The sequence below is a fragment of the Streptomyces sp. CNT360 genome, assembly GCF_000424785.1.
In genome coordinates this window covers 220,697-240,742 of record NZ_KE384246.1, presented here as the reverse complement: position 1 = coordinate 240,742, position 20,046 = coordinate 220,697, and the positions used below count along the sequence as shown (strand labels likewise).

The 20,046-nt window shown below is 72.2% G+C and carries 16 protein-coding genes; 7 read left to right on the top strand and 9 right to left on the bottom strand.

The window, feature by feature from the left end:
* Window positions 1-52 precede the first annotated feature (52 nt).
* Window positions 53-2,281 carry an MMPL family transporter gene (locus H297_RS39615; RefSeq protein ID WP_037795816.1) on the top strand — a complete coding sequence of 743 codons (2,229 nt, stop codon included), beginning with the start codon at window positions 53-55 and terminating at the stop codon, window positions 2,279-2,281.
* Window positions 2,282-2,381: 100 nt separating this feature from the next.
* Here H297_RS39615 and H297_RS0131760 read toward each other — a convergent pair whose 3' ends face one another.
* The 7 genes from H297_RS0131760 to H297_RS0131730 form a co-directional block, all read right to left on the bottom strand.
* Window positions 2,382-3,227, bottom strand: coding sequence for an ABC transporter ATP-binding protein (locus H297_RS0131760; RefSeq protein ID WP_027740334.1), 846 nt, complete (start codon window positions 3,225-3,227; stop codon window positions 2,382-2,384).
* The gene (locus H297_RS0131755; RefSeq protein WP_027740333.1) at window positions 3,214-4,155 is read right to left on the bottom strand and encodes an ABC transporter permease; all 942 of its coding nucleotides are present in this window, start codon (window positions 4,153-4,155) and stop codon (window positions 3,214-3,216) included. The genes H297_RS0131760 and H297_RS0131755 overlap by 14 nt, the downstream gene beginning before the upstream one ends.
* 65 nt (window positions 4,156-4,220) lie before the next feature.
* Window positions 4,221-5,093 carry a glycosyltransferase gene (locus H297_RS0131750; protein ID WP_027740332.1) on the bottom strand — a complete coding sequence of 291 codons (873 nt, stop codon included), beginning with the start codon at window positions 5,091-5,093 and terminating at the stop codon, window positions 4,221-4,223.
* 13 nt (window positions 5,094-5,106) lie between these two features.
* Window positions 5,107-5,886, bottom strand: coding sequence for a CDP-alcohol phosphatidyltransferase family protein (locus H297_RS0131745; protein WP_078514919.1), 780 nt, complete (start codon window positions 5,884-5,886; stop codon window positions 5,107-5,109).
* On the bottom strand, window positions 5,864-6,925 hold the full coding sequence (locus H297_RS0131740) for an iron-containing alcohol dehydrogenase family protein (RefSeq protein ID WP_027740330.1): 1,062 nt from the start codon (window positions 6,923-6,925) through the stop codon (window positions 5,864-5,866). Before H297_RS0131740 ends, H297_RS0131745 begins: the two co-directional genes overlap by 23 nt.
* Window positions 6,913-7,650 carry a phosphocholine cytidylyltransferase family protein gene (locus H297_RS0131735; RefSeq protein ID WP_027740329.1) on the bottom strand — a complete coding sequence of 246 codons (738 nt, stop codon included), beginning with the start codon at window positions 7,648-7,650 and terminating at the stop codon, window positions 6,913-6,915. The genes H297_RS0131740 and H297_RS0131735 overlap by 13 nt, the downstream gene beginning before the upstream one ends.
* Window positions 7,647-9,428 carry a CDP-alcohol phosphatidyltransferase family protein gene (locus H297_RS0131730; protein WP_027740328.1) on the bottom strand — a complete coding sequence of 594 codons (1,782 nt, stop codon included), beginning with the start codon at window positions 9,426-9,428 and terminating at the stop codon, window positions 7,647-7,649. The genes H297_RS0131735 and H297_RS0131730 overlap by 4 nt, the downstream gene beginning before the upstream one ends.
* Window positions 9,429-9,732: 304 nt before the next feature.
* On the opposite strand from H297_RS0131730, the gene galE reads away from it, so the two are divergent.
* Together galE and idi are read left to right on the top strand one after the other, a co-directional pair.
* Complete coding sequence (galE, locus tag H297_RS0131725; protein ID WP_027740327.1) at window positions 9,733-10,734, top strand: UDP-glucose 4-epimerase GalE; 1,002 nt, start codon at window positions 9,733-9,735, stop codon at window positions 10,732-10,734.
* Between the two features lie 260 nt (window positions 10,735-10,994).
* The gene (idi, locus tag H297_RS0131720) at window positions 10,995-11,555 is read left to right on the top strand and encodes an isopentenyl-diphosphate Delta-isomerase (RefSeq protein WP_027740326.1); all 561 of its coding nucleotides are present in this window, start codon (window positions 10,995-10,997) and stop codon (window positions 11,553-11,555) included.
* Between the two features lie 56 nt (window positions 11,556-11,611).
* Here the strand turns inward: idi and H297_RS44750 are convergent, their stop codons facing one another.
* The gene (locus H297_RS44750) at window positions 11,612-11,989 is read right to left on the bottom strand and encodes an ATP-binding protein (RefSeq protein WP_486589756.1); all 378 of its coding nucleotides are present in this window, start codon (window positions 11,987-11,989) and stop codon (window positions 11,612-11,614) included.
* A 552-nt stretch (window positions 11,990-12,541) separates the two neighbouring features.
* On the opposite strand from H297_RS44750, the gene H297_RS0131710 reads away from it, so the two are divergent.
* From H297_RS0131710 to H297_RS0131700, 3 genes are all read left to right on the top strand, one after another.
* Window positions 12,542-13,324: an enoyl-CoA hydratase/isomerase family protein gene (locus H297_RS0131710; protein ID WP_027740324.1), complete on the top strand. Its 783-nt coding sequence runs from the start codon at window positions 12,542-12,544 to the stop codon at window positions 13,322-13,324.
* Window positions 13,325-13,434: 110 nt separating this feature from the next.
* Window positions 13,435-14,307, top strand: coding sequence for an SCO6745 family protein (locus H297_RS0131705; RefSeq protein ID WP_027740323.1), 873 nt, complete (start codon window positions 13,435-13,437; stop codon window positions 14,305-14,307).
* Window positions 14,308-14,430: 123 nt separating this feature from the next.
* The gene (locus H297_RS0131700; RefSeq protein WP_027740322.1) at window positions 14,431-16,839 is read left to right on the top strand and encodes a Tex family protein; all 2,409 of its coding nucleotides are present in this window, start codon (window positions 14,431-14,433) and stop codon (window positions 16,837-16,839) included.
* Between the two features lie 100 nt (window positions 16,840-16,939).
* On the opposite strand, the gene H297_RS0131695 is transcribed toward H297_RS0131700, so the two are convergent.
* Window positions 16,940-17,998, bottom strand: a complete 1,059-nt coding sequence (locus H297_RS0131695; protein ID WP_158693783.1) for a DUF8094 domain-containing protein — start codon at window positions 17,996-17,998, stop codon at window positions 16,940-16,942.
* A gap of 430 nt (window positions 17,999-18,428) precedes the next feature.
* Between H297_RS0131695 and H297_RS0131690 the strand changes: the two genes are divergently transcribed.
* On the top strand, window positions 18,429-20,045 hold the full coding sequence (locus tag H297_RS0131690) for an ABC-F family ATP-binding cassette domain-containing protein (RefSeq protein ID WP_027740320.1): 1,617 nt from the start codon (window positions 18,429-18,431) through the stop codon (window positions 20,043-20,045).
* Window position 20,046: the final 1 nt, after the last annotated feature.

Genomic DNA, 20,046 nt, shown 5'->3' with positions numbered 1-20,046 from the left:
GCCGTGCCCGCCGCCCGCACTGCCCGCATTCGACCGGGGGGAACCGAGAGACGTGCTCGACCGGATAGCAGACCTGACCCATCGCAGAGCACGCACCGTGCTCGTGCTCGCGCTGCTGGCGGCGGTGGCCCTGGCCGCCGTCGGCCTCGGCGCCTTCGGCAAGCTCAAGGGCGGCGGGTTCGACGACCCGCACTCGCCCTCCTCCCGGGCCGCCGCCGTGATCGAGGAGGAGTTCGGCGGGGAGGACAACCTCGTGCTGCTCGTCACCGCCGAGGACGGTGACCTGAACGCTCCGGCCGCACGCAGGGCCGGCACCGAACTGACCAAGGGGGTGCGTGCCGAGTCCGGCGTCTCCCAGGTGACGTCCTACTGGGCACCGGGAGGCTCCGCCCTCACCTCACGCGACGGCACCCGTGCCCTGGTGCTGGCCCACATGGACGACGCGGACACCGCGCGGATCACGGAAGTGACCGACGAGTGGACCGGCGAGCGCGGTCCGCTCCGCGTCCAGGCGGGCGGCCCGGCCGCGCTGAACGGGGACGTCACCGAGCAGATCTCGGGCGACCTGGCGCTGGCCGAGTCCCTCGCGGTGCCCGTCACCCTCATCCTGCTGGTCGTCGCCTTCGGCAGCCTGGTCGCGGCCCTGCTGCCGCTAGTCATCGGGCTGGTGGCGATCCTGGGCACCTTCGCCGAGCTGTACGTCCTCGGCAGCGTCACCGATGTCTCCGTCTTCGCCGTCAACCTCACCACCGCGCTCGGCCTGGGCCTGGGCATCGACTACGGACTGCTCCTGGTCAGCCGGTTCCGCGAGCGGCTGGGCGCCGGGGACGGGACGGCCGAGGCGCTGCGCACCACGGTCCGCACGGCGGGCCGCACCATCCTCTTCTCCGCCGCCACCGTGGTCGCCGCGCTGGCCGCGCTGCTGCTCTTCCCACCGTTCTTCCTGCGCTCCTTCGCCTACGCGGGCATCGGCGTGGTGGCCATCGCCGCGCTCTCCGCACTGCTGGTGGTGCCCGCGCTGCTGGCGCTCCTCGGCCACCGCGTCAACAAGGGCAGGCTGCCCTGGGCCGACGCGGTGCGCCGTCCGGAGGCCCCGCTGTGGCGGAAGGTGGCCGCAGGCGTCATGCGCCGGCCCGCACTGACCGGGCTGCCGGTGCTGGCGGTCCTGCTGCTGGCCGCGAGCCCGCTGCTGGGCGCCGGCTTCGGCTCACCCGACGAGCGGGTGCTGCCGCACAGCGCCGAGAGCCGCCAGGTGTCCGCGGTGCTCCAGCACGAGTTCACGGGCAACGCGGCCGAGGGCGTCTCCGTCGTCACCGAGGGCCGCACCGGCGAGCGGGAGGTGGCCGGGTACGCCGCCCGCGTCTCCCGGCTGACCGGCGTCGTCCGCGTCCAGGCCGCCACCGGTACCTACGCCCACGGGCACCTCGCCCGCAGGCCCGACGCCGCCACCGCCGCGCTGGAGCACGACGGCACGCACCGGCTCACCGTCACCACCGATGCGGCCCCGGCCTCGGACCGCGCCCAGGACCTCGTACGGGAGATCCGCGGCCTGCCCGCCCCGGACGGTGCCCGTACCCTGGTCGGCGGCCGGGACGCGGCACTGATCGACGCCAAGACAGCCGTCGCCGACAAGCTGCCCGCCGCCGTCGTCTGGGTGCTCGGCTCGACGTTCGCGCTGCTCTTCCTCTTCACCGGCAGCGTCGTCCAGCCCCTGCGGGCCCTGGTGCTGAACGGCATCAGCCTGACCGCCGCCATCGGCGCGATGGTGTGGGTCTTCCAGGACGGTCACCTCGCCTCGGTGCTGGACTTCACCCCGATGCCGATGGACACCTCCATGACGGTGCTGATGTTCTGCATCGTCTTCGGCCTGTCCATGGACTACGAGGTCTTCGTGACCAGCCGCATCAAGGAACTGCACGAGGCAGGCGTGGCCGACCGGGAGGCCGTCACCGGCGGGCTGTCGCGCACCGGACGCATCGTCACCATGGCGGCCGGCCTGCTGGCGGTCAGTTTCTTCGCCTTCACCACCAGCCGCATCTCCTTCCTCCAGATGTTCGGCCTCGGCAGCGGGCTGGCCATCCTCATCGACGCGGTCGCGGTGCGCGGTGTGCTGGTACCGGCGGCCATGCGGCTGCTGGGCCGCACGGCGTGGTACGCGCCCGGGCCGCTGCGCAGGCTGCACGCGAAGGTGGGGCTGAGCGAGGCGGACCCGCGAGAGGGCGCCCGCACAGAGAAGCTGGACACCGAGGAGGACCGGGAGCCGACGCGCTCAGGAGTGTGAACCGGCCGCGCACAGGCGAGCGGCCCGCGTCCCCTTCCGGGGGTGCGGGCCGCTCGTCGTCTCCCCTGTCGGGGCAGGACCGCCGGGGGCGGGCAGGCCGCTACTTGCCGGTGAACTTCTCGTACTCCTTGAGGACCTCTTCGGTCGGCCCGTCCAGGAGCAGCTCGCCCTTCTCCAGCCACAGCACCCGCTCACAGGTGTCGCGGATCGACTTGTTGTTGTGGCTGACCAGGAAGACCGTGCCGGCCTCCTTGCGCAGCTCGCGGATGCGGGCCTCCGAGCGCTTCTGGAACTTCTTGTCGCCGGTGGCCAGCGCCTCGTCGATCATGAGGACGTCGTGGTTCTTGGCCGCCGCGATGGAGAAGCGCAACCGGGCCGACATGCCCGAGGAGTAGGTACGCATCGGCAGGGTGATGAAGTCGCCCTTCTCGTTGATGCCCGAGAAGTCGACGATGCCCTGGTAGCGGCGGGCGACCTCCTCGCGGGACATGCCCATGGCCAGCCCACCGAGGATGACGTTCCGCTCGCCTGTCAGGTCGTTCATCATCGCCGCGTTCACGCCCAGCAGCGAGGGCTGGCCGTCGGTGTAGACCTTGCCGCTCTCGGCCGGGAGGAGCCCCGCCACGGCCTTCAGCAGGGTGGACTTGCCCGAGCCGTTGGAGCCGATCAGTCCGATGGCCTGGCCGCGGTAGGCGGTGAAGCTGACGCCGCGCACCGCGTGCACCTCGCGCATCCCGCCGCCCGGCCGGCGGCGGATGATCCGGTTGAGCGCCGCGGTGGCGCTGCCCTTGCCCTTGGAGCCGCCGTAGACGCGGTAGACGATGTGCAGGTCCTCGGCGATGACGGTCGGCACCCACGGGCCGGGGGTCTGCTCGGCCTGGGCCTCGGTCTTCCTACCGGACTCGGCGGGGGCTCCGCTCTGCTCGGTTCGCTCAGCCACGGCCATAACGCTCCTCCGCCTTCCAGAAGAAAACAAATCCGCCGACGCCGAACACGACCGCCCAGGCGACGGCGAGCGGCCAGGCGATCGGCGACATGTCGCTCGTCGTGTACTCGTCGATGAACGCGTACCGCATCAGGTTCATGTAGACCGCGGCCGGGTTGCCCTGCATCACCTCGACCAGCCAGTGCGGGGCGTGGTGCTTGGAGAGCATGTACGGCAGGGAGAACATCACGCCCGAGGCGTACAGCCACGTACGGGTGATGAACGGCATGAGCTGCGCCAGGTCGGGGGTCTTGCTGCCCAGCCTGGCCATGATCATGGCCAGCCCGGTGTTGAAGACGAACTGGCAGGCCAGCACCGGGATGACCGTCAGCCACGAGAGGCCGGGCAGCTCACGGAAACCGAGCAGGATGATGACCAGCACGATCATCGAGTACAGCAGTTGCTGAAGCTGCTGGAGCGAGATCGAGATGGGCAGCGAGGCGCGCGGGAAGTGCAGCGCCCGCACCAGCCCCAGGTTCGAGGAGATCGCCCGCACCCCGTTGAGCACCGAGGTCTGGGTGAAGGTGAACACGAACACCCCGGTGACCAGGTAGGGGATGTAGCGCCCCTGCCCGCCGGGGATGCCCTCGCGGCCGCCCATGATGATGCCGAAGATCAGGAAGTAGACCGCCGCGTTCAGCAGCGGAGTGGCGACCTGCCACAGCTGGCCCAGCTTGGCCTGGCTGTACTGCGCCATCAGCTTCGCCCGGGAGAAGGCGAGGATGAAGTGCCGCCGCGCCCAGAGCTGCCGTACGTAGTCGGGCAGCGACGGGCGTGCCCCGCTCACCGACAGGCCGTACTTGGCCGCGAGTTCGGCCGAGGTCAGACCGTCGTCCGGTGACGGCGGGGGCGTCACACCAACGGCACTGTCGTGGGTTGTCTCGCTCACGATGGAAACTTTCGTCCTCACACTGCGCAGGTGTTTGGGAGCCGATGCTCTCAAAGAAGAGCTTGTCAGATCACGGGTGGACGTCCGAGCCGCGTCAGACGCCATACCGTACGCCACCGCATGGGCCTTCGGGGCCCCGCGGGCGTGGTCCAGCCCTCCTTGAAGCCGCCGAGCCACGCCTTGAGCGCCGGCACGGAGGGGCGGCGGGCCAAGGTGAGCAGCAGCCACACGCCCAGGTAGGCGGGGACGAGGAGGGCGGGCAGATTGCGGCGGGCCAGCCAGACCCGGTTGCGGGCCACCATGCGGTGGTAGACCGCGTGCCGGCTGGGGGCCGTGGTGGGATGGTGCAGCACCATGTCGGCGCGGTACTCGATGGACCAGCCGGCGTCCAGCGCCCGCCAGGCGAGGTCGGTCTCCTCGTGGGCGTAGAAGAACTCGTCCGGCAGGCCGCCCACTTGGGCCAGGACGTCGGTGCGGACCGCGTTGGCGCCGCCGAGGAAGGTGGTGGCCTTCGAGGAGCGCATCGGATCGGAGGCCCGCAGCCGCGGCACATGGCGGCGCTGGGTGACGCCGGTGTCCGGGTCGGCGATGCGGAAGCTGATGATGCCCAGCTTCGGATCGGCCGCGAAGGCCTCGCGCACCAGTTCGGCGGTGTCCGGGGAGGGCAGCAGCCCGTCGTCGTCCAGGAAGAGCAGCGCGTCCACCTCGCGGCCCCCGGGGCCGAACGCCTCGATACCGACGTTACGGCCCCCGGGGATGCCGAGGTTCTCCTCCAGCTCGACCGTCCGCACACCGTCCGGCAGCTCGGGCAGCGGCGCACCGTTGCCCACCACGACGACCTCGACGGGGTCGCCGTCCTGCTTGGCCACCGAGTCGAGCAGCGCCCGCAGTTCCTCGGGGCGGTTGCCCATGGTCAGCACCACGGCACCCAGTCGCATCGTCATCACACCCCTACTTCAGCCTGCTGGAGGCGAGGATGGACACCAGGTGCAGCAGCGTCTGGAGGACCGCGATGCCCGCCAGGACGGCGACGCCGAGCCGGGTGAAGAACAGGTCGCCGCGGATCTGGTCCACGATCGCGACCACCAGGACGAGCAGCGACGCCTCGATCCCCAGCACCAGCCGGTGGAACTGCAGCGCGGCCGCCGCCTTGCGCGCCAGGGCCAGCCCGGAGGAGCGCGGCTCGGAGGCCGACTCCTTGACCGGTGGCAGCCCGCCCTGGTGCCGGGCGACGCCGACCAGATCGGACTCCGCCTTGATCAGGATGGCGCCGAGTCCGGCCAGCGTGCCCAGGAAGGCCCACAGCCAGTCGATGCGTCCGCTCCCCCACAGGTCGGCGGCGCGCAGTCCGAAGCCGACCAGTACCGCCGCGTCGCACAGGTAGGCGCCGACCCGGTCCAGATAGACGCCGCTGAGCGAGAACTGCTTCTTCCAGCGGGCCACCTCGCCGTCGACGCAGTCGAGCAGCAGGTAGAGCTGGACCATCACCACGCCGAGCACCGCCCCGCCGATCCCGGGCAGCAGCAGGGCGGGCAGGGCGAGGACGCCGGCGAGCGTCATCACGTAGGTCAGCTGGTTGGGCGTGACCGAGGTGCCCACCAGGTGCCGGTCCACCCGCAGGGAGAGCTCCCGCATGTAGAGGCGGCCGGCCCAGTGCTCGCCGCTGCGCCGGTCCTTCACCCCCTCGGGGTGAACGACCGGCCGCAGCTCAGCTACCGATGGTTTGTGCATAGTCCGCGTACGCGTCCCTGATCTGGTCGGTGGACAGGTCGAGATGTTCGAGGATCGTGTACCGCCCGGGGCGGGTCTGCGGTGCGTACGCGACGGCCTCGACGAACTCGTCCGCGTCGAAGCCGATGTCGGCGGGCAGCACCGGCAACTGGTGCCGGCGCAGCACCTGGACCATGAGTTCTGCCGTGTCCTTGTCACCCCGCAGATAGGTGGCGAAGGCGGCGCCGAGACCGCACTGCTCGCCGTGGGGCGCGGCCCGCCTGGGGTAGAGCAGGTCGAAGGCGTGGTTGATCTCGTGGCAGGCACCGGAGGCCGGGCGGCTGTCCCCGGCGACCGACATGGAGATGCCGGTGAGCACCAGCCCCTCGGCGAGCACCTGGAGGAAGCCGTCGTCGGACACGTCCCCGGGGTGGTGCAGGATCGCTTCGCCGGCCTGCCGGGCCATGGCTGCGGCCAGCCCGTCGATGGCCTCGCCGCGCTGCTCGTGGCCGAGCTCCCAGTCCTTGACCGCGGAGATGTTGGAGATCACATCGCCGATGCCGGAGCGGATGTAGCGCTCGGGGGCCTCGCGGATGACGTCGAGGTCGATGACGACCGCGATCGGGTTGGGCACCCCGTAGGAACCGCGGCCCGCGTCGTTGTCGAGGGTGGCGACGGGCGAGCACAGGCCGTCGTGCGAGAGGTTCGTCGCGACGGCGACCAGCGGCAGCCCGATACGGGCCGCGGCGTACTTCGCACAGTCGATGATCTTGCCGCCGCCGAGCCCGACCACCGCGTCGTAGCGGCCGGACTTCATGGCGTCGGCGAGCTTGATCGCATCGTCCAGGGTGCCGCCGCCGACCTCGTACCAGGAGGCGTTGGGCAGCAGCGGCGCGAACCGGTCGCGCAGCGCCGCGCCCGAGCCGCCGCTGATGGCGAAGGCGAGCTTGCCGTTGGTGGAGATCCGCTGATCGGCCAACAGGCCCGCCAGGTCGTCCAGGGCGCCACGGGAGATGTCCACGACGACCGGCGACGGAATGAGGCGGGTCAGTACTGGCATGCGATCTCCCGGCCCTTGGCGAGGTCGTCGTGGTTGTCGATCTCGACCCACTTGACGTCGCCGATGGGGGCGATGTCGACCTTGAAACCGCGGTTGACCAGCTCCTGGTAGCCGTCCTCGTAGTAGAGCTGCGGGTCCTTCTCGAAGGTGGCCTTGAGCGCGTCGGCCAGCTCGGCGCCCGCCTCGGCCTCGATGAGGGTGAGACCGATGTACTCGCCGGTGGCCTCGGCCGGGTCCATCAGCTTGGTGATCTTCTGGACTCCCTTGTCGGGGTCGACGACGACCTTCATCTCCTCGTCGGCCAGGTCCTTGACGGTGTCCAGCGCCAGGATGATCTTCTGGCCGTTGCCGCGCGCGTCCAGCAGCGTCTTCTCGACGGAGACGGGGTGCACGGTGTCGCCGTTGGCCAGCAGCACGCCCTCCTTGAAGACCTCACGGGCGCAGTAGAGGGAGTAGGCGTTGTTCCACTCCTCGGCCTTGTCGTTGTCGATGAGCGTGAGCTTGACGCCGTGCTCGGCCTCCAGTGCCGCCTGCCGCTCGTAGACGGCCTCCTTGCGGTACCCGACGACGACCGCGACGTCGGTGAGGCCGACCGCGGCGAAGTTGCGCAGCGCGATGTCGAGGACGGTGGTGTCACCGTCGACGGGCACCAGGGCCTTGGGCAGGGTGTCGGTGTAGGGGCGCAGACGCCGTCCGGCGCCGGCAGCCAGCACGAGGCCGATCATGCGGGTTCTCCTGTTTCGTCGTGTACTGCGGGCGCCCCGGAGGACACCCAGAAACGGATGCTCTCGACGAGCACCAGAACCGCGATGACCACGGCGAGCGCGGTCAGCGCGAAAGTGAAGCCTTGGCCGTGACCGCCGCCGCCCAGCCAGAGGGCGGCGACGACGGTGACCACCAGGGTCCGCCCTTCGTGCCCCCCGACCGCCCGCACCAGCCAGTGCGGAGGCGCTCCGGTGCCGCCGCGGAGGCGGTACACCGTGTCGTAGTGATGGTAGGCGAGAGCCGCCACCAGCCCGAAGGCCGCGGGGAGCGCGCCGTCGACTCCGGACCGTGCGGCCAGCACCAGAACCGTGCCGTATTCCGCGATACGGAAGATGGGCGGCAGCAGCCAGTCGAGCGGGCCCCGCAGCGGCTTGGCGAGCGCGACCCCCGCGCACAGCGCGTAGCCGGCGGCCGCCACGATCGCCCAGGGGCTGCCCGGTGGTACGGCCCACACGGTGGCGAGGATCACGGCGCCGCCCAGCAGGGCGAGCGCGGGGACGCCGAGGCCGGGCAGGGGGACCGGACGCAGCAGCCGGCCGGAGAGCTCGGCGAGCGGCCCGCTGTCGGTGAGGGCGCGCACGCCCTCGGCGGCACGTGCGGTGCGGGCCCGGCGGCGGACGGAGCGCAGCAGCCGCCCCGCGGTCGTGTAGCAGGCGGCCAGGGTGCCCGCGATCAGCAGCACGACGAAGGTGATACGGGGCGTGGTGGCGGCCGTCAGCACGGCGATGAGGGCCCAGCGCTCGCCGATGGGCAGCACGATCATCCGGCGCACCCACACCGTCCAGCCCGCGCTGTCCAGCTTCTGGGAGAGCACCGCGGTGGGACTGGTGTTGGCGGAGGCTTCGGCGTCGTCCCTGCTGGCCTCGCTGAAGGAGAAGTCGACGGTGTGCCGCGCGGTCATCAGCAGCATGGCGCCGAGCGCGAGGGCCCATACGTCATCGCCCCCGCGGGCCGCGCCCAGCGCGAGGCCCGCGTAGTAGGCGTACTCCTTGGCGCGGTCGAACGTGGCGTCCAGCCAGGCGCCGAGCGTGGAGTACTGGAGGTCGTAGCGGGCGAGCTGCCCGTCGGTGGCGTCCAGCACGAACGAGGCGATCAGCAGCACCCCGGCCGCCACGAAGCCCCAGCGCTGGCCCGACGCGGCGCAGCCGGCGGCGATCAGCGCGGTGACCAGTGAGGCGGTGGTGACCTGGTTGGGGGTCAGACCGCGGCGGGCGCACCAGCGGGCGAGGTAGCGGGAGTAGGGGCTGATGCAGAAGGTGGTGAAGAAGCCGTCGCGGGACTTGACCGCGGAGCGCAGCCGCACCTGTTCGTCGTCCACCGCGGCGACGGCGCTCCGGGCCTCCGCGCGCTCCGCCCCGTCGGCGGGCACGGCCGCGACCAGGACCCCCAGCTCGGGCCGGTGGACCTCCACCCCGGCGGCCTCCAGTGCGCGGGCCGCCTCGTCGGGCCCGTCCGCTGCGCCGGGAAGGGCGCGGCGGGCCTCGGGGGCGAGGCCGACCACGCCGGGCAGGGCACCGGCGGCGAAGCGCGGGTCCTTCAGTGCGAGCCGCAGCGCGTGCAGGTGGCCGACGAAACGGGGGTCGACGAGGGCGAGCCGTTCGTCTGCGGGCGTCCCGGACAGGTGGCGCTCGACGTCGGCCGGGCTGTCGGCCACGCGCACCTCGAAGCCGAGGGAGCGCAGGTCGGTCTCCAGCGACGACCCGGCGACCGGCGGGCCGGTGAGGATGGCGGTCGACAGAACGAACTCACTCCTTGAAAGCTGGCATGCCCGCGCGAGAAGGGGACAAGAAGGCAGCGGGCAGCGTGCGCCGTCGCCCGGAAGGGGGTCGGCAGCACGTCGGCAGAGAGTATCCGATCGCCGGAACGCGCCTTCACCTAGCGTTCCTCGCCCCGCTGTTGCGGTCGCCGCACACGCCTCCTCAGCGTTGCCGCACGCCCGCCCCAGCATGGTCGATCATGGATGCGGGCCACAACCGAGGCGGCGCGTGCACCGGTTCCGGCCGCGGCCGGGGTGCGTCGGCGCGGCCGGTAGGGTGCCGGGCATGACGTGGTTGATCACAGGCGGCGCGGGCTACATCGGCGGTCACGTCGCACGGGCTCTGACAGCCGCGGGCGAGCGTGCCGTGGCGCTGGACGACCTGTCCACCGGGTTCGCGGAGCGCCTGCCCGACGAGGTGCCGCTGGTGCGGGGCTCGCTCGCCGACCGCCCGCTGGTGGCCCGTACGCTCTCCGATCACGGCATCGACGGTGTGATCCATCTCGCGGCCAAGAAGCAGGTGGGCGAGTCGGTGGAGCAGCCGCTGCGCTACTACGAGGAGAACGTGCACGGCCTGGCCATGCTGCTGGAGGCCGTGACGGACGCGGGCATCCGCCGCTTCGTCCTCTCCTCGTCGGCCGCCGTCTACGGGATGCCGGACGTGGAGCTGGTCACCGAGAAGACCCCCACGGTGCCGATGAACCCGTACGGCGAGACGAAGCTGGCCGGCGAGTGGCTGGTGCGCGCGGCGGGCCGGGCGTACGGGATGAACACGGCCTGTCTGCGGTACTTCAACGTCGCGGGGGCCGCAGCCCCCGAGCTGTCGGACACCGGGGTCTTCAACATCGTCCCGATGTTCTTCGACGCCCTCACGCGCGGCGCGGCTCCTCGCATCTTCGGTGACGACTACCCGACACCGGACGGCACCTGCATCCGCGACTACATCCACGTCCAGGACCTGGCCGACGCGCACGTCGCCGCGGCCGGCGCCATGGCCGCGGGCGGCGGCGCGGCGGACGGCAGCGATCTGACGCTCGACGTGGGAACGGGCGTGGGTGTCTCGGTGCGGGAGATGGCCGAGCTGGTGGCCGAGGTCACCGGGCACCGCGAGCCCGCGCCCGTGGCCGGACCGCGACGGCCGGGCGACCCCGCGCGGGTGGTGGCCTCGGCCGAGCGGATCCGTACCGAGCTGGGCTGGCAGCCGCGCTTCGGGGTCCGGGAGATGGTCTCCTCCGCCTGGGAGGGCTGGCTGCTGCGGCACCCCGAGGCCCGTACCGCACCCCGCTGAGCGCACGGGACGCCGGAACCGGCTCGGGTACCGCACGGAGCCGGGCCACCACACAGGGGCCGCGCAGGGCCGCCGCAGGGCCGCGCAGGCCGCCCCAGTGGGCACGCGCAGGGCGGAACAGCGAGCGCGGAAGGAGCCCGCACGGACAGAGTCGGGCGCGTTCGCGCACGCAATGGACAGATTGCCGCAGAATGCGGGGTTCCGGCATCGGCTGCGGCACACTGGGTCGCGCTGCCCACGAGCCCACGAGAAGGATGACCATGGCGAACAGCTCAGCGGCCCCGATCATGCTCGAACTGGTCGACGAGAACGGGACCACGATCGGCACCGCGGAGAAGCTCGCCGCCCATGTGGCCCCCGGGCAGCTCCACCGGGCCTTCTCGGTCTTCCTCTTCGACGACGGCGGCAGGCTGCTGCTGCAACGCCGGGCACTGGGCAAATACCACTCGCCGGGCGTGTGGTCGAACACCTGCTGCGGACACCCGTACCCCGACGAGGCGCCGTTCGCCGCGGCCACCCGGCGCATCGGCGAGGAGCTGGGCGTGGCTCCCGCGCTGCTGCGGGAGGCGGGCACCGTCCGCTACAACCACCCCGACCCCGCCTCCGGTCTGGTGGAGCAGGAGTACAACCACCTGTTCGTGGGCCTGCTGCGCGAGCAGCTGCGGCCCGACCCGGAGGAGATCGCCGAGGTCGCGTTCGTGACCGCCGAGGAGCTGGAGAAGCGGCACGCGACGGACCCCTTCTCGACGTGGTTCATGACCGTGCTCGACGCCGCACGCCCTGTCGTGCGGGAGGTGACGGGCGGCGCAGGGGACTGGTGAGGTGCGGCCGCAGGCCGCACGCACCGCGCCCCTGGGGTGCGTCCCGGCCGGTCCCCTCAGGAGACGGCCGTCAGGGGCAGCGCCGCCCAGATGACCTTGCCGCCGGCACCGGTCTGCTCGACGTCGCACCTGCCGCCCGCCTCGCCGGCGAGCGCCTTGACCAGCAGCAGCCCGCGGCCGCCCGTCTGTTCCGCGTACGGTTCGGCCGCCAGCGCCTTGGGACGGTAGGGGTGACTGTCCTCGACCGCGATCCTCAGCCACCCGCCGCCGAGCGCGACCTCGACGGCGATCTCGGGTGAGAGCAGGGCCGCGTGCCGCACGGCGTTGGTGACCAGCTCGGAGGTGATCAGCAGCGCCCCCTGGAGCGTGTCCTCCGGTACGTGCGTGGGCTGCCGCTCCAGCAGTTCCCTGACAGTGTGCCGCAGCCGGGGCACCGAGGCGTCGGTGGTCGGTGCGGTGAACCGCCAACTGCCGGTCTGCCAGCCGCCCTCGCGGCTGCCGCCGGCACGTGCGGGGCTCTCCTGCGGGGCGGCCTCCTGGGCGGGCACGAGGGTGCGGGCCCGCGCGGGCTCGGGGCCGCACCCGTGCGCGCAGCCGACGGTGCGGCGTGGGGGCCGCTCATCGCATTCCCGCAGCGGGACGACGGGCACGAGCCGGCTCACCGCTTCCACGCCCTGCCCCGCTCGCGTCCCGCTCCCCGCGGCCGGAGGCTCCGCCCGCCCCGGGGCCCCGGGAGCCTCGTCGAGGACGCCGGTCAGGTGCGCACCGCGGCTCTCCATCTGAGTACTCCGCTCTCTTCCGTCGGACTCGTGACCGCACATCTGGTCCGTACTTGCAGATGCACTTGCAGTAAATGGTGGTACCGCCCGGCCCCGGACTGTGCCGCTGACCGCAACTGGGCATGTATCGATGGCATTTGACAGAAGACTTACGCTCCGGTCAGCTCCCTGACGGAAACCTGGCGGCCACTGGATACGATCACGCCCATGGAGCCCACCCTGCTCACGGCCCGCGACGACGAGGGCGTCGCGACCGTCACCCTCCACCATCCGGCCAAGCGCAACGCGATGACCCCCGCCATGTGGCGCCGGCTTCCCCCGCTGCTGGCCGACCTGGCCGCCGACCCCACGGTCCGGGTGCTGGTGCTGACCGGAGCGCAGGGCACCTTCTGTGCGGGCGCGGACATCGGTGCCCTGCGGGACGCCGTGGGACCGGAGACCGTGCAGGGCAGCGCGGCGCAGGAGCAGCAGTCCCTCGCGGTCGCCGCGGAGGAGGCGCTGGCCGCCTTCCCCAAGCCCACGCTCGCGGCCGTACGCGGCCACTGCGTCGGCGGCGGCTGTCAGCTCGCCGTCGCCTGCGACCTGCGCTTCGCCGCCGAGGACGCGCTGCTGGGCAGCACACCCGCCAAGCTGGGCATCGTCTACGGCCCCTCCTCCACCGAGCGCCTGGTGCGCCTGGTGGGTCCGGCCACCGCCAAGTACCTGCTCTTCTCCGGGGAACTGATCGGCGCCGCCCGCGCACTGCGCACCGGGCTGGTGGACGAGGTGCACCCCGCGGACGAACTCGCGGCCGAAGTGGCCGCGTTCGCACGCACGCTCACCACGCGCTCCGCGCTGACCCAGGCCGCGGCCAAGGAGTTCGCCGACGGGCGGACGGGAGCCGGCCGCGTCGCGCACTGGCAGCGGGAGGCGGCCTTGAGCCGGGAGGCCGCCGAGGGCGTGGCGGCCTTCCTGGAACGCCGGGCGCCGCGCTTCACCTGGCGGCACTGAGACGGGCCCGCCGAGCCCTGCCGGACGGCCCGGCACCGCCCTCCCCTCCGAGCGGAGCGGCTGGTTCCCCTGCCCTTCTGGTGGCCCGTACCGCCCGGTAGCGTACGGGCATGACGTCACTCCCCGATCGCGCCGGGCGGCGCTGCCACAACGCCCTCAACGCCCTGCACTCCGCGCTGTACTTCTCACCCGCGCTGGGGAAGGAACTGGCGCCCTACGGCATCGACGATGCGCACGCGGTCAACCTGGCCGCGCGCTCCGCGCCGCTGGGCGCCGTGAGCGCCGGCACGGTGACGGCCACCTTCTACAACTACAGCCACGCACTGGTCGCCCGCTTCGTCCCCGAGGTGTGGGACGCGGCCTCCCCGGAGACGGTGCTGGCCGCGCGGCTGCGCGCCGCCGACGCGACGCTGCGCCACCTGCTGGGCGAGGAGACCGTCGCCGGCGCCGAGATGAGCGAGGCCGCCCGGCTCGCCCTGCGCGCCACCGAGGGCTGCGGCCGCTCCGGGCGCCCGCTGTACTCCGCCAACGCCGACCTGCCCACCCCGCCGCTGGAGACGGCCCCGCACCTGGCGCTGTGGCACGCGGCGACCCTGCTGCGCGAACACCGCGGCGACGGCCACATCGCGGCGCTCCAGCACGCCGGCCTCGATGCACTGGAAGCCGTGGTCAGCCACACGGCGACCGGACGCGGGATGGCTCCCAAGTGGGTGCTGAGCACCCGTGGCTACAACGAGCAGGACTGGGCGGCAGCGCAGCGGCGGCTGACCGACCGCGGGCTGCTGGGCGGCGACGGGGAGCTGACCGAGGCGGGCGTAGCGCTGCGCAAGAACCTGGAGGAGGATACCGACCGGCTCGACCGCCGCCCGTACGAACTGCTGGGCGCCGAGGACGTGGCCCGGCTGACGGAGCTGGCGGGCGGGTTCGCCCGCACCGCCGCACAGGCCGGCGCCTTCCCCGCGGACCTGCTCGGCAAGGTCTGACACAGCCCCGGCGTCCCCGCCCGGGCGGCCCGCCGCCGCCCGCCTGCGCCGGGTTGTCGGACCGGCCTGCCACAATGCTTGCCTACCGGGGACCACAGCACCGAGAAGGCGGAACCAACCATCGTGACGACGACCATCGAAGGCAGGATCGCCGAGGAGCTCGGCGTACGCGAGCGGCAGGTCCGTGCCGCTGTCGAGCTGCTCGACGGCGGGTCGACCGTGCCCTTCATCGCGCGCTACCGCAAGGAAGCGACCGAGATGCTGGACGACGCGCAGTTGCGCTCCCTGGAGGAGCGGCTGCGCTATCTGCGGGAGCTGGAGGAGCGGCGCGAGGCGGTCCTGGAATCCGTACGCGCGCAGGACAAGCTCACCGAGGAGCTGGAGGCCCGTATCCGGGCCGCCGACTCCAAGGCGCGGCTGGAGGACATCTACCTGCCGTACAAGCCCAAGCGGCGCACCAAGGCGCAGATCGCCCGCGAGGCCGGTCTGGAGCCGCTGGCCGACGGGCTGCTCACGGACCCCACGGTGGAACCCGCCGCGGCCGCCGCCGCGTTCGTCGACGCCGACAAGGGCGTCGCGGACTCCGCGGCCGCGCTGGAGGGCGCCCGCGCCATCCTGGCCGAGCGCTTCAGCGAGGACGCCGACCTGATCGGTGAACTGCGCGAGCGGATGTGGGAGCGCGGCCGGCTGGTCGCCACGGTGCGGGAGGGCAAGGAGGCGCAGGGCGCCAAGTTCGCCGACTACTTCGACTTCGCCGAGGGCTTCACCGAGCTGCCCTCGCACCGGATCCTGGCCATGCTGCGCGGCGAGAAGGAAGAGGTGCTCGACCTCACCCTCGCCCCCGAACCCGCGGGCGAGGAGAGCGAGGGCCCCAGCTCCTACGAGCGCTCCATCGCACAGCGCTTCGGAGTGCGCGACCAGGGCCGCCCCGCCGACGCCTGGCTGGCCGAGACGGTGCGCTGGGCCTGGCGTACGCGCGTGCTGGTGCACCTGGGTATCGACCTGCGGACCCGGCTGCGGACGGCGGCCGAGGACGAGGCGGTGCGGGTGTTCGCGGCCAACCTGCGGGACCTGCTGCTCGCCGCGCCCGCCGGCAGCCGCGCCACCCTCGGCCTGGACCCGGGCCTGCGCACGGGCGTGAAGGTCGCCGTCATCGACGCGACGGGCAAGGTCGCCGCCACCGACACGGTCTACCCGCACGCGCCGCAGAAGCAGTGGGACGAGTCCCTGGCCAAGCTGGCGGCGCTCGCCGAGGCGCACAAGGTCGAGCTGGTCGCCATCGGCAACGGCACCGCCTCCAGGGAGACCGACAAGCTCGCGGGTGAACTGCTGGCTGCCAAGCCCGAACTGAGGCTGACGAAGGTGATGGTCTCGGAGGCGGGCGCCTCGGTGTACTCCGCCTCGGCCTACGCCTCCCAGGAACTGCCCGAGCTCGACGTCTCGCTGCGCGGCGCCGTCTCCATCGCCCGCCGCCTGCAGGACCCGTTGGCGGAGCTCGTCAAGATCGACCCCAAGTCGATCGGGGTGGGTCAGTATCAGCACGACCTGTCCGAGGTGAAGCTCTCACGCTCCCTGGACGCGGTGGTGGAGGACTGTGTGAACGGCGTCGGGGTGGACGTCAACACCGCCTCTCCCCCGCTGCTCTCCCGCGTCTCGGGCATCGGCTCGGTCCTCGCGGAGAACATCGTCGCCCACCGGGACGCGAACGGGCCCTTCAAGAGCCGCACGGCGCTCAAGGACGTCACCCGGCTCGGTCCCAAGGCGTTCGAGCAGTGCGCCGGCTTTCTGCGCATCCCCGACGGCGACGACCCGCTGGACGCCTCGGCGGTGCACCCGGAGGCCTACCCGGTGGTGCGCGGCATGGTGGCGAAGGCGAACACCGACGTGCCGTCGTTGATCGGCAACACGAAGACGCTCCGCGCCTTCGACCCGCAGGAGTTCGTGGACGACACCTTCGGCCTGCCGACGGTCACCGACATCCTCCGCGAGCTGGAGAAGCCGGGCCGCGACCCGCGGCCCGCCTTCCGCACGGCCAGCTTCAAGGAGGGCGTCGAGAAGCTGAGCGATCTGGCGGCGGGCATGGTGCTGGAGGGCGTGGTGACGAACGTCGCCGCGTTCGGCGCCTTCGTCGACGTCGGAGTCCACCAGGACGGGCTGGTGCACGTCTCCGCGATGTCCAAGACGTTCGTCAAGGATCCGCGCGACGTGGTCAAGCCCGGCGACATCGTCAAGGTGCGGGTGCTGGACGTGGACGAGGCCCGCAAGCGGATCTCGCTGACGCTGCGGCTGGACGACGAGCCGGGCGGGCAGGCCCGCGAGGGCCGCGGCGGCGGCCGGGAGCGGCAGCGCGGCGGCGCCCCCCGGCAGCGGCAGGGCTCGCCCCGCGAGAGCGGCGGCAGGCCGGGCGGCGCTGGCCCGTCCGGCAAGGGCGGCAAGGGCGGCGCTCCGGGCGCCAAGCGGCGGGGTTCCTCGGCCCCCGCCCCGGCCAACAGCGAGATGGCGGAGGCCCTGCGCCGGGCGGGCCTGGCCTGACCGACCGGCGCCCACTCGGCTCCACGCACCGTGCCGCCTCGTACCGTGCCGGTGTCCACGCCCCTGCGGGGCGCGGGCACCGGCACGGGTGCGTTCCGTCTCAGACGTCGGTCCCCGGCATCCCGCCGTCCATGGTGGATCCCGCCGCCACGTCCGTCATCTGCATCTCGGAGCCGAGCAGCCTGACCTTGCCCTTCTTGGGGAGGTAGGCGGAGGACTGGTGCAGCCAGTCCACGAAGAAGGACGGCTGCGGGGATCCCCCCACGAACGCCTTCATCGCGTCGGAGGGGGTGACCGTCGCGGTGGCCTGCGTGCCCCGGTCGTGCTCCCGCACGGCGGTGTTGAAGACGGCGAGGACGCCGCCGTCCGCCGTCTTGAGCGCGTAGCTCTTCTCGTGCTCCGTCTCCCCGGGGCTGAACTCGGCTTCGCCGTAGGGGTCGAGGAGCTTGTTCTGGGTCTTGGGGATCTTCCGGATCCACCTGGTGGTCTTCGACTCGCGGAACCCCGTGGCCGCTGTGGAGCCCTTCGAGGTGTAGAGCTCCAGGAAGGCGGCGGGGAGACCGTCGGGGGCCATCTCCCCCACCTTGCGGCTCTTTCCGGCGGGCACCACGAAGCCGTCCTTGTCCTCGGCGAGGCGCGGGATCCGGTTGTCCTCGCTGTAGCCGCTGGCGACCATCTTCCACTTGCCGCCCTGCTTCTCCATCACCAGGAGGGCGGGGACCTTGCTCTTCTTGTCGCCGGCGCTCTTGGAACGGGCCACGGTCAGGAACCAGTCGGCCGAGCGGTCCCGGGGTATGTAGACCTTCCGGTCGACGTAGAAGAAGGGCTCGCGGCCCTCCTTGAGCTCCTTCTTCGAGAGGTTCTTGTCCTGCTTGTAGTCGGCCTTGCTCTGCTCCAGCAGGGCCCCGCCCTCGACCGTGGACAGCAGCCCGGGGTCCGCCTTCTTGTTCGCCTCGTTGTTGACCTTCTCGTAGTGGTCGATGAGCTTGTCGGCCTGCGCCTTGCTGACCACGCCGGACGGGGCGGCTCGCTTGCCCCTGCCGTCGGTACCGGAGCCGGAGCCCTCGCCTCCCTCCGCGTCGCCGGCGCATCCGGTCGCCATGAGGGCGAGACCTCCGGCGCACGCCATGGCGGCGAACCGTCTCGTGGAACCTCGCATCACATACACCTGTTCTCCCGTCCGTTTCATCGACTGCACGCAAGAGGACGACGAGGGGGCCCGCACGGTTCGCCGTACGGCGGGCGCTCCTGGCGGGATCCTGCGTCCGCTCGTCACGTGCGCGTCCGGCGGGCCGCCCGGGGCGGCTGCCCTCCCCCGCGCCCGGGTGCCGGAAACGGCTTGCATACCGCCTCGAACAGCGCGTACCGTCCTGAACGGCTCTGTTGTCGGCGTTTGGAGAGGTCTTGCTCATCTGAGGTCTGAGACACCGTGCGCCCCTCGTCCGTGTGCCACGTGTGCGACCTCGGAAGTGAGCCGACCGTCCGTCGGAGCCGCTCTCCTCGCAGGTTTCCGCCCCGCTGCTGTTGCCCGGGGCCCGGTGTCTCCCGTGTTGCCCCCCCCCGCCACCGCGCTGCGACCAGGAGACCCCATGCATACCCACCCCCCTGTTGTGACCTGTACCCGCCTGAGTTTCTCCTGGCCGGACGGCACGCCTCTCCTCACCGATTTCGACCTGTCCGTCGGCCCCGGACGCACCGGGCTGATCGGGCTGAACGGCTCGGGCAAGTCGACCCTGCTGAAGCTGCTCGCCGGGCAGCTTCGCCCCGGGGCGGGCACCGTCACGGTCGCCGGGGAGGTCGCCTACCTGCCGCAGGACCTGACGCTGGACACCTCGCTCCGCGTCGACCAGGCGCTGGGCATCGACCGCATCCGTGCGGCGCTGCACGCCATCGAGGCGGGTGACGCCGCCGAGGAGCACTTCACCGCCGTCGGCGACGACTGGGACGTGGAGGAGCGGGCGCGGGCGACGCTCGACCAGCTCGGGCTGGAGCACGTCGGACTGGACCGCACCATCGGCGAGGTGTCGGGCGGCGAGTCGGTGCTGCTGCGGCTGGCCGCGCTGCTGCTGACACGGCCGGACGTGCTCCTGCTGGACGAGCCCACCAACAACCTCGACCGGACGGCGCGGCGGCGGCTTTACGACGCGGTCGCAGCGTTCCCCGGCGTGCTGGTACTGGTCAGCCACGACCGCGAACTCCTCGCTCTCGTCGACCGGATCGCCGAGCTGCGCGACGGCGGGGTGACCTGGTACGGCGGCAACCTCGCGGCGTACGAGGAAGCCGTCGCCACCGAACAGGACGCCGCCGAGCGCATGGTGCGGGTGGCCGAGACCGACCTGAAGCGCCAGAAGCGGGAGCTCGCCGAGGCCCATACGAAGCTGGCCAGGCGAAAGCGCTTCGCCGACAAGGCGTACGCGAACAAGCGGGAGCCGAGGGCCGTGATGAAGCTGCGCAAGCGGGCGGCACAGGAGTCCGCCGGCAAGCACCGGATCCTGCACGAGCAGCGACTGGAGGAGGCCAGGGGGCGGCTGGAGGAGGCCGAGGGGCGCGTCCGGGACGACGCGGAGATCAGCGTCGAGCTGCCGTTCACCGCGGTGCCGCGCGGGCGGCAGGTCCTCAGCCTTGAGGAGGTGGAGCTGCGGAACGGCGCGCGGGCGACGCTGCGGGTCAACGGCCCCGACCGGATCGCACTGGTCGGGCCGAACGGCGCGGGCAAGACGACGTTGCTGCGCACCCTCGCCGGGCAACTGGCGCCGGTGTCGGGCGAGCTGCACACCCACGTGCCGCTGCGGTACCTGCCCCAGCGGCTCGACGTCCTCGACGACGCGCTGTCCCTGGTGGAGAACGTGGCGAAGCTGGCGCCGCAGGCCACCAACCAGCGGATCAGGGCCCAGTTGGCGCGGTTCCTCTTCCGGGGCGCGCGGGCCGACCGGCAGGTGGGCACCCTCTCGGGCGGCGAGCGCTTCCGCGGCACGCTGGCCGCCGTGATGCTCGCCGAGCCGGGTCCCCAGTTGCTGATGCTGGACGAGCCCACCAACAATCTGGACCTGGCGAGCGTCGGCCAGTTGCGGCAGGCCCTGGCGGCGTACGAGGGCGCCCTGGTGGTGGCCGGCCACGACGTCCCCTTCCTGCACGAGGTGGGCATCACCCGGTGGCTGGGCCTGGTGGACGGGGAGCTGCGGGAGGTGGACCCGGTGGAGCTGTGAG

Coding starts and splice junctions, on each gene's coding strand:
- H297_RS0131760 (WP_027740334.1), bottom strand. CDS start 3,227: ATGGCCGTGGCTGAGCGAACCGAGCAGAGCGGAGCCCCCGCCGAGTCC.
- H297_RS0131750 (WP_027740332.1), bottom strand. CDS start 5,093: ATGCGACTGGGTGCCGTGGTGCTGACCATGGGCAACCGCCCCGAGGAA.
- H297_RS0131745 (WP_078514919.1), bottom strand. CDS start 5,886: ATGCACAAACCATCGGTAGCTGAGCTGCGGCCGGTCGTTCACCCCGAG.
- H297_RS0131740 (WP_027740330.1), bottom strand. CDS start 6,925: ATGCCAGTACTGACCCGCCTCATTCCGTCGCCGGTCGTCGTGGACATC.
- H297_RS0131735 (WP_027740329.1), bottom strand. CDS start 7,650: ATGATCGGCCTCGTGCTGGCTGCCGGCGCCGGACGGCGTCTGCGCCCC.
- galE (WP_027740327.1), top strand. CDS start 9,733: ATGACGTGGTTGATCACAGGCGGCGCGGGCTACATCGGCGGTCACGTC.
- idi (WP_027740326.1), top strand. CDS start 10,995: ATGGCGAACAGCTCAGCGGCCCCGATCATGCTCGAACTGGTCGACGAG.
- H297_RS0131710 (WP_027740324.1), top strand. CDS start 12,542: ATGGAGCCCACCCTGCTCACGGCCCGCGACGACGAGGGCGTCGCGACC.
- H297_RS0131705 (WP_027740323.1), top strand. CDS start 13,435: ATGACGTCACTCCCCGATCGCGCCGGGCGGCGCTGCCACAACGCCCTC.
- H297_RS0131695 (WP_158693783.1), bottom strand. CDS start 17,998: ATGCGAGGTTCCACGAGACGGTTCGCCGCCATGGCGTGCGCCGGAGGT.
- H297_RS0131690 (WP_027740320.1), top strand. CDS start 18,429: ATGCATACCCACCCCCCTGTTGTGACCTGTACCCGCCTGAGTTTCTCC.